Here is a 12,134-nt window from a genome sequence, read left to right on the forward strand (position 1 = left end):
TTTCACGTATACTCCCATCATAACGTGTTTGGCTGGCATTTCCAAGCCCGAAAGGGTGCTGCCGGAGAGGTGGGCTGAACTTATTGTGCTTTTTCCAGAAGCTTCGGTTTGGCAAAAATCATCCGTCCTGCCGATGTCTGCAGCACGCTCGTCACCAGAACCTCCATCGTAGTGCCGATATAATCCCGGCCGCCCTCCACCACAATCATCGTGCCATCGTCCAGATAGGCTACGCCTTGTCCATGTTCTTTGCCGTCCTTAATCACCTGAACAATGATCTCTTCGCCCGGCAGAACCACCGGCTTCACTGCATTCGCCAAATCATTAATATTCAGCACCGACACTCCCTGCAGCTCGCAAACCTTGTTAAGGTTAAAGTCGTTGGTGACGACCTTGCCGTGCAGTACTTTCGCCAGCTTGACCAGCTTGCTGTCCACTTCTGAGATCTCCTCGAAATCCCCTTCATAGATCAGCACCTTAACGTCCAGCTCTTTCTGAATCTTATTCAGAATATCAAGCCCTCTGCGTCCGCGGTTACGCTTCAGCAGATCCGATGAATCCGCAATATGCTGCAGCTCCTCCAGCACGAACTCAGGAATAACAATCGTGCCTTCGATGAAGCCCGTTTTACAGATGTCAGCAATCCTTCCGTCAATAATCACGCTGGTATCGAGAATTTTATGCTCCTGAGTTCCACGCTCCTCCGGTTCAGCAGAGCGTGCCCAGCGTCCGGTATTCCAGAGCGAAGCCAGCTCCTCCTGCTTCTCCAGCCCGATCCGCAGGCCCATATAGCCCAGAGCAAGCGTGGCAGCTACCTGCAGCAGCTCCCCTGCTTTACCCAGCCAGGACATAGCGGGATACAGCAGCAGGGACAGCAGCAGACCTCCCGTAAGCCCTGCTGCGCCTGCAGCAAGCTCATTCATCGGGATACGCGAGCAATACGCAACCATCTCCCGCAGCTTTGAACTTGCCCATTCCGCGCATAAAGTCCCCGCAATCAGAAAAATAATGGCACCCAGCACCGCAAACAAAATGCTTCCTTCCATAGGCAAGCTATCCTCCAGTTTCCCAAGGCCTACCGGGAACCCTCTTTCTGCCGCGTGATATAGCGAATAACCGGACCAGGCTCCACAACACCCGGCAAGTATCAAAACAGACTTTTTCCACATAACCTCGCACCTCCTTTTATTCATCCATCAATCCTCTATACCTCACCAGTATGTTCCAATTTTTAGGACAATAATCCGGGGGCGCGTTATTTTTTCTGCAAGCCCCGAATTTCGTCCGGCTCTGTTGCCGTAAACTGCTATTCCTGGTTGAAAATGAGGGAGGCCCTGGCATATAATGAATTCAATTCGAACCCAGGGGTGAATGGAAAATGAGCGCACCAAGTTTACAGGCCTTCCAGGATCAAGTCTCCGAACTGCTGCTCCGTCACCGTAGTCTTCTGGATGTAATGTCCAAGAACGGACAGAGCAGTGCTTCCGTCAACCGGGCTGTCGTCAAAGCCATTACCGAATGCGGCTGCATTCAGCTGCATGCTACCAAGCAGGTCTTCGAGCCCACTCTAGGCCTTGAGCAAGCCAAGGAGCTTGCCGGAACCCATCTGGCAGGGGAGCTGTGTGAGAACTGCCGGGAGGTCATTGGCTCCGAGCTGGGCCGCGAGCTGTTCTACATGTCTGCACTCTGCAATTTGCTTGCTATCAATATGGACGAGGTTGTCGCCAAGGAATCGCAGAAATGCGCAACACTCGGGTTGTTCAACTTGTCCTGAGCAGACCGTCCGCGCTCTCCTTCATCCATTCCGCCAGCTCCGGGGGAACCGTATACCGTATACTCCCCTTCCCGCAGGCAGCAAAAAGGCATTGCACTCTCCTGATATTCAGGAAAGGCAATGCCTTTTGTATATAGCGGTCTATGAATGAAATAAGTTCTGAAGAAGGGCTAACCGTTCTTAGAATGATATACCTTATCCTCCGAGCGTCTTCTGCGGCGGCGTTGCCGGCGGACCTTAAACAGCCCTAAGCTCTGTCTGAAGCCATATAAGGCGTACAGCGCCAGAAGTCCAAAGATCAGCTTGGCAATCTGTTCAGGGAAGACCACCGCAACAGCTACAGCGATCACGATAACTACAGGTGCGCCTATAACCGCTTTTTTGGGAAAACCGATCTTCTTGAAGTTGGGGTACTTGACTGTGCTGACCATCAGATACGACAGCAGCAGGGTAGCCATAATCATGAATGGTGCAGATACATCCTTATGGAAAAGTGCAAGCGTGGCCAGAACCCCGCCCGCAGCAGGAATCGGCAATCCTACGAAATATCCCGGAATCCCCGGGCGGACATTGAACCGGGCCAGACGCAAGGCTCCGAATACAGGGAAGATCGCTGTGATCGTCCACCCCAGTGCAGGGTTCAGCTCCTGCAGACTTGTCAAATACATAATCAGCGCCGGCGCTACTCCGAACGAAACTACATCGGATAGAGAATCCAGCTCCTTGCCGAATTCACTCTCACATTTCAGCGCACGGGCCATCCGGCCATCCAGCCCATCGAGCAGCATCGCGATAATCACCATGATAGCGGCCATGCTCAGCTTGCCGTCAAACGCCATCATGATACCAAACATTCCAAGCATCAGATTACCAATCGTAAAAAGACTTGGAATTGATTTTTGTATCATTTCTTCACCTCAATTTTCCTACTTGTACTGCATGGGACTGCAACATTACGTGATTGTATGGTATTTACATTTGTCTGTCAATAAGAACTTGTTTCTGGAGCCGCTTCAGCCCGTCCTGAATATTGCGTGCGCGGACCTCGCCAATGCCGTCCACTTCATCAAGCTCAGCTATGCTTGCCTTCATCAGGTTAGGCAGCATTCCGAAGCGTTCCACCAAATTGTGGATGATTACATTCGGCAGCCGTGGAATCTTGTTCAGCAGGCGGTAACCACGCGGAGTTACAGCTTCTTCGGAGGAAATGGCTGTTGAGGAATAGCCCAGCAGGCGGGCAATATGGTTGTCATCCATCAGTTCATCATCGCTGCTGCGCTTCAGCCCGGCAATGATCTCACGGATCTTCTCCTCCTGCTCTTCTCTGGCATAGTCTCTGTACAGCAGCCATGCTTCTTCCTCTGTATTTCCAACCAATTCTTCCATCTGCATACTGATCAGCCGGCCTTCATTGCCAAGCTCGTTGATGTAACGCTTAATTTCCATTTTGATTCTCAGCACCATCTCTACGCGCTGGATCACACCGACGACCTCGGCCACCGTCACAATCCCTTCATATTCGGAAGCAGACAGGTTGGTCAGCCCTTGTGTCAGAACGGCTCTGTACTTCTCCAGGGTCTGGATCGCCTGGTTGGCTTTGGCCAGAATCGAACCGATTTCCTTGAGTGCGTAACGGATGGAACCCTGATACAGCGTAATAATATTACGGCGCTGGGAAATGGAAACGACCAGCTTGCCGGTCTGCTTCGCTACCCGTTCTGCCGTCCGGTGCCGGATTCCTGTCTCGATCGAAGAGATGGAGGAATCGGGGATCAGCTGCGTATTGGCGTACAGAATCCGCTTCAGATCCTCGCTCAGAATAATCGCTCCGTCCATTTTGGCCAGCTCGTATAAATAGTTTGGTGAAAAATCGCAGTTAATGGAGAAGCCGCCATCGACAACCTCCATGACCTCCGGACTATATCCGACAACAATCAGTGCCCCGGTCTTCGCGCGAAGCACATTCTCCAGCCCTTCCCGGAAGGGTGTTCCGGGTGCAGCCATTCTAAGCAGATCATTCATATTATCTGATGGATTATATTCTTTCATGTCCCTGTGCCCCCTAATCTAACGCGACCGCTAGTGCCTGTGCTACTGTGCTGACGCCTATAATCTGGATATCCTGCGGATGCTTCCAGCCCTTCAGACTCTTCTCGGGCATAATGACCCGCCGGAAGCCAAGCTTGGCCGCCTCTTTCACCCGCATCTCTGCGCGTGATACCCCTCTCACCTCACCGGTAAGCCCTACCTCCCCGAAAAACACATCATACGGCTTGGTCGGAAAATCACGGAAGCTGGAGGCAATGCTGATAGCGACAGCCAAATCCACCGCCGGCTCATCCAGCTTCACCCCTCCCGCAACGTTGAGGTAAGCGTCCTGATTCTGCAGGAACATGCCCATCCGCTTCTCCAGCACAGCAATGATCAGCGCCATCCGTTGATGATCCATACCTGTGCACATTCTGCGGGGCGAAGGGAAATGTGTCGAAGCCACCAGCGCCTGCAATTCAACAAGAACGGGTCTTGTACCCTCCATGCTGGCTACCACGGCTGACCCGGCCACTCCGAGCGGGCGCTCGGACAGGAACAGCTCCGACGGGTTCTCAACCTCGGTCAGCCCGATTTCCCCCATTTCAAAAATCCCGATCTCATTGGTGGAGCCGAAGCGGTTCTTCACCGCCCGCAGCAAACGGTACGTATGATGGCGCTCCCCTTCAAAATAAAGGACACAATCCACCATATGCTCCAGCATACGCGGTCCGGCAATAGCGCCTTCCTTGGTTACATGCCCTACAAGCACCGTAGCAATTCCCCGGATCTTGGCGATCCGCATGAATCTTGTCGTACATTCCCGCACCTGTGCTACACTGCCCGGCGCACTGGTTACCTCCGGCATAAATACAGTCTGGATCGAGTCAATGACCAGAAACTGAGGCTGAATCTGCTCAATCGCTTCCTCAATGCTCTCCATGTTCGTCTCACACAGAACGTACAATTCCGCAGACAGCGCTCCGAGGCGGTCGGCCCGCAGCTTGGTCTGCCGCACAGATTCTTCCCCCGAAATATACAGTACGCGCAGCCCTTGTGTAGTCAGGGCATGCGAAGTCTGCAGCAGCAGTGTCGATTTCCCGATTCCGGGGTCGCCTCCGACCAGCACCAGCGAGCCGGGAACGATCCCGCCGCCAAGCACGCGGTTAAGCTCACCGATGCCCGTCAGAATACGGGGCTCCTTGTCACTTTCTATATTTATGATCGATTGCGCCTTTTCTTTACTCTGAAAAATAGGTGCATTCATGCCTTGTGTTTTGACTACGCTTTCCGTTTCCTCTACCATCGAGTTCCATTCCTGGCAGCCCGGGCACTTTCCGAACCACTTCGGTGATTCGTAGCCGCATTCGGTACAGAAAAATTTTGTTTTAGGTTTAGCCATGTGTACTCCTTACCGTCCGAACTTGCTAAAATTGCGGATATTTTACTCTTATTCAAAGTTTACCATTTCTACACACTGAACGGAAGGACACTTAAGATCTAGTTTTCATTTGCGTCTTCTTTTGGGCGTGTTAGGGTATGTCTGAAGGGTGGAAACAAATAAAGCTCCCGCCCCTCTATACGGAGGAGCGGGAGCTTTGTTTCATTTTCCGGAGCAATTATTCAGTTTCGACTGTTTTCTCCAGGGAGACCTCGGCCGGTGCTTCAACGGTGGTTACGACCAGTTCGCCGTTCACCTCATCAATGTTCAGGGAATCCCCCTTCTTGATGTTGCCCTTGAGCAGCTCTTCGGAGAGGCGGTCTTCGATATGCTTCTGAATCGCCCGGCGGAGCGGACGGGCACCGAAGGCCGGATCATAGCCCTCTTTGGCCAGGAATGCTTTGGCGCCGTCAGTGAGCAGGAAATCTACATCGTACTCACGCAGACGCTTGCGCAGCTCCTCGGACATCAGAGTCACGATCTCAGCGATATGCTTCTCATCCAGCGAGTGGAAGACAATGATCTCGTCGATCCGGTTCAGGAACTCAGGCCGGAAGCTCTTCTTCAGCTCTTCCATAACCTTGCCCTTCATATTGGTGTAATCGGCGCCTGCATCTTGAACGGCCGTGAAGCCAAGCGTCGAATTCTTCTTAATCGCCTGTGCCCCTACGTTCGAGGTCAGGATGATCAGGGTATTACGGAAATCGACTACGCGGCCTTTGGAATCGGTCAGACGGCCGTCCTCCAGCACCTGCAGCAGAATATTGAACACTTCAGGGTGGGCCTTCTCGATCTCATCCAGCAGTACAACCGAGTAAGGCTTGCGGCGCACCTTCTCTGTCAGTTGTCCGCCTTCTTCATACCCTACATACCCTGGAGGCGCTCCGACCAGCCGGGAGGTGGAATGCTTCTCCATATACTCCGACATGTCGATGCGGATTACCGCATTCTCATCACCGAACATCGCTTCCGCAAGCGCCCGTGCCAGCTCAGTCTTACCCACCCCGGTAGGTCCGAGGAAGATGAAGGAGCCCATCGGACGTTTCGGGTCCTTCAGACCCGCACGCGCCCGGCGGAGTGCCCGGCTGACCGCCTTAACGGCTTCGTCCTGGCCGATTACACGTTCATGCAGCAAGGCTTCCATATTCAGCAGGCGGTCTGTCTCTTCTTCCTTCAGCTTGCTGACCGGAATGCCAGTCCAGCTGGCCACCACCTGTGCGATATCCTCAGGTGTAACCTGGGAATCGGTGCGGCCCTGCTTTTCTTTCCACTGGTTCTTCGTAGTATCCAGCTCTTCACGAATCTTCTGCTCGGTATCGCGAAGTGCAGCAGCCTTCTCGAACTCCTGGCTTTGTACTGCGGAATCCTTCTCCTTGCGGATATCATCCAGACGCATTTCCAGTTCCTTCAGATTCGGCGGGATGGTGTAAGAATTCAGTCTTACCTTAGAGCCTGCTTCATCAATCAGGTCAATCGCCTTGTCCGGCAGGAACCGGTCAGGAATGTAGCGGTCAGACAGCTTGACTGCTTCCACAATGGCTTCATCTGTAATCTTCACCCGGTGATGGGCTTCGTACCGGTCACGAAGACCGAACAGAATCTGTACAGCTTCCTCAGGGGAAGGCTGATCCACTGTGATCGGCTGGAAGCGGCGCTCCAGCGCGGCGTCCTTCTCAATATATTTGCGGTATTCATCAAGCGTTGTGGCACCGATGCATTGCAGCTCACCACGGGCGAGGGCAGGCTTCAGGATGTTGGAGGCATCAATCGCGCCTTCCGCACCACCCGCTCCGATCAGCGTGTGCAGCTCATCAATGAACAGCACGATGTTGCCAGCCTGGCGAATCTCATCCATGATTTTTTTGAGGCGGTCTTCGAATTCACCGCGGTATTTCGTACCAGCCACTACAGAGCCCATATCGAGGGTCATGACACGTTTGTCGCGCAGCGTCTCCGGAATTTCATTGTTGATGATCTTTTGAGCCAGACCTTCGGCAATCGCCGTTTTACCAACCCCAGGTTCACCGATCAGCACCGGATTGTTCTTGGTCCGGCGGCTCAGCACCTGAATGACACGCTCAATTTCCTTGCTGCGGCCGATCACAGGGTCGAGGTTACCGTCCTTGGCATAGGCCGTCAGATCGCGGGCCAGGCCGTCCAGCGTTGGCGTGCTGACGTTAGCCGGAGCTCCGCTGTGGCTGGAGGTGGCTTCACTGCTGCCCAGGAGCTGCAATACCTGCTGGCGGGCCTTGTTCAGGCTAATGCCGAGATTGTTCAGCACACGGGCGGCTACGCCCTCTCCCTCGCGGATCAGACCGAGCAGGATATGCTCTGTTCCCACATACGTGTGACCCAGCTTGCGGGCCTCGTCCATGGACAGCTCGATCACCTTCTTGGCACGAGGAGTATAAGCGATGTTGGTCGGTTGTTCCTGACCTCTGCCAATCAGTGTTTCCACTTCATCCTGTATCTTCTCCAGACCCAGACCAAGTCCGATCAATGCCTTAGCGGCAATGCCGTCTCCTTCACGAATCAGTCCGAGTAAAATATGCTCTGTCCCAATGTTGTTGTGTCCCAAACGTACGGCTTCTTCCTGCGCCAGCGCCAGCACCTTTTGTGCGCGTTCCGTAAATCTTCCAAACATCATATCTCCTGCACCTCCACGGATAATAAATATCTATAATTTAATGTTGTGATCCCAGTGTCTCCCGGAGCAGCTTCGCCCGGTACATATCGCGTTCAGTAGGCGACAGCTCGTCACCGAACAGCTTTTGCAGAAAGCCCGGCTGAGTCTTGACATTCAGCTCATTGAGCACTGAAATCGAAGGCCCTTCCAGAATCCCCAGATCTACACCAAGCCGCAGATCGGAGAGCCGCTGTGCCGATTCTTTCAGTTCCATCACAGCAGCATAGGCCAGAATTCCGTAGGAGCGCTTGATACGGTCCGTAATCCGCAGAGCGGAATCGACCAGCAGGCGTTCACGGGCGTTGCGTTCATGCTCTATAATCTGGGTGACTACGCTGTGAAGATTCTCAATAATCTCATTTTCGGTCTGTCCGAGCGTAATCTGGTTGGAGATCTGAAAGATATTCCCTACTGCTTCGCTGCCTTCACCGTAAATTCCTCTAACGGTAAGCCCCACCTGATTAACTGCGGACAAAATGCGGTTGATCTGATGCGTCATGACCAAGGCCGGCAGATGCACCATAACCGAGGCTCTCAGCCCTGTTCCCACATTGGTGGGACAGCTTGTTAAGTAGCCTCTGCGGTCATCGAAGGCGTAATTGACAGCAGCCTCGAAAATATCATCGATGGCGGTTGCCCTTACCCAGGCTTCTCTGACCTGCAGCCCCGGGAACAGGCATTGAATGCGGAGATGATCCTCCTCATTAATCATAATGCTGACCGACTCGTCCTCATTAAGAATGACTGCCCCGCCTTTGGAATCATCCGCCAGATTAGGACTGATGAGGTGCTTTTCCACCAGTACTTTTTTGTCCAGCTCACCCAGCTCATCCAGTCTCAGCAGCTCGAAGCTGCCGAAGTCGGCCGAAGCTTCACCCTGAAATACGGGGGCAAGCTGCTCCAGCACCTCCTCGGACTGCTCTCTTGAAGCGAGCAGCGGGAACGGAAGATGCTCCAGATTACGGGCGATACGCATACGGCTGCTGATGACAATCTCCGAATGGCTGCCGCCGCAGCGCATCCAGTCACTCAGTGCTTGTTCGGTAAACCGGAGACTTGACATGCCCGGATCCCTCCTATATATCAAAGACTTTACTCTTGTGGCATTTCTTTTTCAAGCTTGCGGATTCTGTCCCTCAGCTCAGCTGCGGTCTCGAACTCCTCCTGCACAATACTCTGCTGCAATTCCTGCTTCAGCTCATCAATCTGGCGCTTGCACATGATCTGTGCGCCCGCCCGCTTGGGCAGCTTGCCAACATGCGCTGTACTGCCATGCACCCGTCTGAAGAGCGGGTCGAGCGTACTGTCGAAATACTTATAGCAGGAGCTGCAGCCGAACCGTCCCAGCTTGCTGAACTGTGAATAGGTCATGCCGCAGTTTTCACACTGCAGACCCTGCACATTCTGTGCTGCTGCCTTGCTCTTGCCTGCGCCTTCCAGATCCAGAAGACCGGAAAGCAAGCTGTGGATAGAGAAGCCTCCCGCAGTTCCGGGAATCAGTTCACCCTTCTCCCGCGCACAGCTTTCGCAGATATGAAATTCCGTCTTCTCCCCGTTCACAATCTTCGTGAAGTGGAGTGTAGCCGGTTTGACGCCGCATTCCTGGCATAGCATGAGCGGTGTCCCTCCTTACCATTTGACAAATTATTTGCCCAATAAAGAGATTAGCATAGCCTTCATAAGCTTGGCACGAATCTCATCCCGGTACGGCAGATTAACCGTCAGGCATTCCCGGGAAACCGCAGACCGCATCAGACACGCTTCACGTTTGGAGAGGAAACGGGCCTCCTCCAGCTGATAAATCAGCCCTTCGGCAGAATTCTGATCAATATCATTCCCTATCGTGGAGTTCAGATGTGCGTATAAGGCCACATTCTGAGGCAGCTCATAGCGTTGAATGCGGATATATCCGCCGCCGCCGCGTTTGCTCTCCACCACATATCCCTTTTCCAATGTGAACCGTGTACTGATGACGTAATTGATCTGTGACGGGACACAGGAGAACTGGTCCGCCAGATCGTTGCGCTGAATTTCCACCGTACCTTCGGGACTTTCATGCAAAATATTCTTCAGATATTGTTCAATAATATCGGAGATATTACGCATCACTCATCCTCCAGTGTGTAAGCATTGGTAAAACCTGTGCTGCGCCAACGCCTGCCGCCCAGAGACATGCTCTTAAGAACTTAACCCTGGCAATGCATTAAGAATCGGCTGCAATAGCCTCTGCACTGCACCTTTTCTCTAAATGTTACATTCTTGAGAACGATGATCTCCGGCCTGCGTTGACTTTGACTTTCTTTGACTTTTTCATATTATAACATATTCTCACTGAATGCCAAGGGGTTACTCTTATTTTTTACGTTTTGGCTGTATTGTATTCCGGTTGCCTGCTTCATTCACTGAATGGAGGCGTTATGTAGTAGGAAAGCTCCTCCCCATCCAAGGGAAGAGGAAGAGCCGTTCTCTGTCAGAAAAAATCGAATAATGCCGTCTCGGCCTGCGGAATCAGCGCTTCAAGCCAAGCTGTCGCCTCCGCAGTCCCGGATAATTGTCCGTACTTTGCCGCCTGAAGCGGACGTTTGTATCCCATCAACAGCACAGTAAGCGTGCCAATACTGCATTCAAGGTCAGCCTCTGACCGCCCGCCCTGAATCCGGTTAAACGTCGCTTCCCCTTGCTCCGACACAGTCCACCGCCATAACCCGTTGTTCCATGACGCATGCTGATCTTCAACATAAAGTACCCGCTCCCGGTCACCCTCCAGCACATTGAAGGTCATGTTCTCCACAAAAGCCTTAGCATTGACGATACGCGCCATGAAGTATGGATAATTCTCCTGTGCAATCCGCGGATCGGGAAGGAGGAAGGGAAGAATATCGTCAGCAGGCACCAGCTTCAGCTGTGCAGCCGTAATCATGGAGTCATGATTGGCCAGGAAGGTCCACAAGCCCTGGCGGGCAAGCTCGTTTCCATAGATGAACTCATCGATGACCAGCTCCTGCTGCACTATTTTATACAGCACATAGCCCTCCGGTTCACCCTGCTCAGAATAAAACACACAGGAATGCGTATCATCATCAAGCACACTTTCCTTCCACCAGGTTTCAGTGCGCTGGAGAGTCCCGTTATACCTCATGGCGAATTGCTCGTACAGCTGCTGGAATACTGCAAGATCCGGGATATCGCGCTTCACGCTGCCCTTAATCTCCTTCTTGTGCGGGAACTTCCCTACCGGAAGGGTGTATTTCTTATACTCACAGTAGATCTCCCAGCCGAATTTACGGTAAAAGGGAATCAGGAACGGATGCAAAAAGGACAACGTCTGACCGGCTTCGTTCATCGTCTGGAGCGCATGGGTCAGCAGATGGGCAACATAACCCTGCCTGCGGTTCTCCGGCCAAGTGGCTACACCGGCGATGCCCCCCATAGAAACGGGCTTGCCTTGTATATATACCTGTAACGGAAGAAGCGTCAGCTTCGCACCTATGCTGTCTCCTTCAAAAATTCCCCAGGTTTGTTCCGGTTTGAAGTTCTCCCTGGCGCGTACTCTATCTTCCGCAGAAACCTTATACTTAAAAGCATACTCGGACAAGCTCAGGCTGTCCTCAAATTCTCCGGCACGTAATTGCCTGATTTCCATTCTGTTCCCCCCGTTACATTCTATAAATTAGCTCCAGATATTTGCTTAATAGAGAGTATAACAAGCCAAGCCGCCGGATGCTAATAAAGGCTGGCCATCCGTTGCAAAAAGAATAGTTATCCACAGCTTTTGCACAGCAAAGCAAAAAACCGGAAAGAGTTTCTTTCCGGCTCAAATGAGTTATCCCCGATTACATTTTATCTATCCACAATATTCACTTTTTATCCACAAAATCGGTGTATTACTTATGTTTTCACTTGACTCATCCACAATATTGTGCGTGATTCCCCCATGATCCGGGGATCATTCTGTTCCTGTAAAGGTATCCACATGTGCGCAACTTTTCTGTACTTCCAGAAATCTATCCACAGCTTTTCCACAGCCCTGCCCGCACGCAAAAAAACCACTGTCGATTGCTCAACAATGGCTCATGTGTGCTTGGCAACGTCCTACTCTCCCAGGACCCTTCGGTCCAAGTACCATCGGCGCTGGAGGGCTTAACGGTCGTGTTCGGGATGGGTACGTGTGGAACCCCTCCGCTATCGCCACCAAACGGGCATTT

10 protein-coding genes and 1 rRNA gene are annotated in these 12,134 nt (G+C 52.5%); 1 reads left to right on the forward strand and 10 read right to left on the reverse strand.

The genetic code is table 11. From position 1 onward, the window contains the following. Positions 1 to 80 precede the first annotated feature (80 nt). On the reverse strand, positions 81 to 1,169 hold the full coding sequence (locus MKX51_RS28025; RefSeq protein WP_340946720.1) for a PIN/TRAM domain-containing protein: 1,089 nt from the start codon (positions 1,167 to 1,169) through the stop codon (positions 81 to 83). Between the two features lie 209 nt (positions 1,170 to 1,378). On the opposite strand from MKX51_RS28025, the gene MKX51_RS28030 reads away from it, so the two are divergent. After that, the gene (locus tag MKX51_RS28030) at positions 1,379 to 1,774 is read left to right on the forward strand and encodes a hypothetical protein (protein ID WP_036692322.1); all 396 of its coding nucleotides are present in this window, start codon (positions 1,379 to 1,381) and stop codon (positions 1,772 to 1,774) included. Positions 1,775 to 1,944: 170 nt separating this feature from the next. Here MKX51_RS28030 and pssA read toward each other — a convergent pair whose 3' ends face one another. From pssA to rrf, 9 genes are all read right to left on the reverse strand, one after another. Then, entirely contained in the window at positions 1,945 to 2,682 is a 738-nt protein-coding gene (gene pssA, locus MKX51_RS28035; protein ID WP_340946718.1) for a CDP-diacylglycerol--serine O-phosphatidyltransferase, read from the reverse strand. 64 nt (positions 2,683 to 2,746) lie between these two features. Next, entirely contained in the window at positions 2,747 to 3,823 is a 1,077-nt protein-coding gene (disA, locus tag MKX51_RS28040) for a DNA integrity scanning diadenylate cyclase DisA (RefSeq protein ID WP_340946715.1), read from the reverse strand. A 13-nt stretch (positions 3,824 to 3,836) separates the two neighbouring features. Then, positions 3,837 to 5,204, reverse strand: a complete 1,368-nt coding sequence (gene radA / locus MKX51_RS28045; RefSeq protein ID WP_036692317.1) for a DNA repair protein RadA — start codon at positions 5,202 to 5,204, stop codon at positions 3,837 to 3,839. Between the two features lie 217 nt (positions 5,205 to 5,421). After that, positions 5,422 to 7,890, reverse strand: a complete 2,469-nt coding sequence (gene clpC, locus MKX51_RS28050; protein ID WP_340946714.1) for an ATP-dependent protease ATP-binding subunit ClpC — start codon at positions 7,888 to 7,890, stop codon at positions 5,422 to 5,424. A 37-nt stretch (positions 7,891 to 7,927) separates the two neighbouring features. After that, positions 7,928 to 8,992, reverse strand: a complete 1,065-nt coding sequence (locus MKX51_RS28055) for a protein arginine kinase (protein ID WP_036721897.1) — start codon at positions 8,990 to 8,992, stop codon at positions 7,928 to 7,930. 29 nt (positions 8,993 to 9,021) lie between these two features. After that, on the reverse strand, positions 9,022 to 9,543 hold the full coding sequence (locus tag MKX51_RS28060; protein ID WP_340994626.1) for a UvrB/UvrC motif-containing protein: 522 nt from the start codon (positions 9,541 to 9,543) through the stop codon (positions 9,022 to 9,024). Between the two features lie 30 nt (positions 9,544 to 9,573). After that, entirely contained in the window at positions 9,574 to 10,035 is a 462-nt protein-coding gene (locus tag MKX51_RS28065) for a CtsR family transcriptional regulator (protein WP_036721901.1), read from the reverse strand. 364 nt (positions 10,036 to 10,399) lie between these two features. Continuing rightward, positions 10,400 to 11,572, reverse strand: a complete 1,173-nt coding sequence (locus tag MKX51_RS28070; RefSeq protein WP_340994627.1) for a GNAT family N-acetyltransferase — start codon at positions 11,570 to 11,572, stop codon at positions 10,400 to 10,402. Between the two features lie 436 nt (positions 11,573 to 12,008). Continuing rightward, positions 12,009 to 12,125 (reverse strand): 5S ribosomal RNA (gene rrf / locus MKX51_RS28075). Positions 12,126 to 12,134: the final 9 nt, after the last annotated feature.

This window comes from Paenibacillus sp. FSL M7-0420, from assembly GCF_038002345.1.
Taxonomy (GTDB): Bacteria; Bacillota; Bacilli; order Paenibacillales; family Paenibacillaceae; genus Paenibacillus_AQ.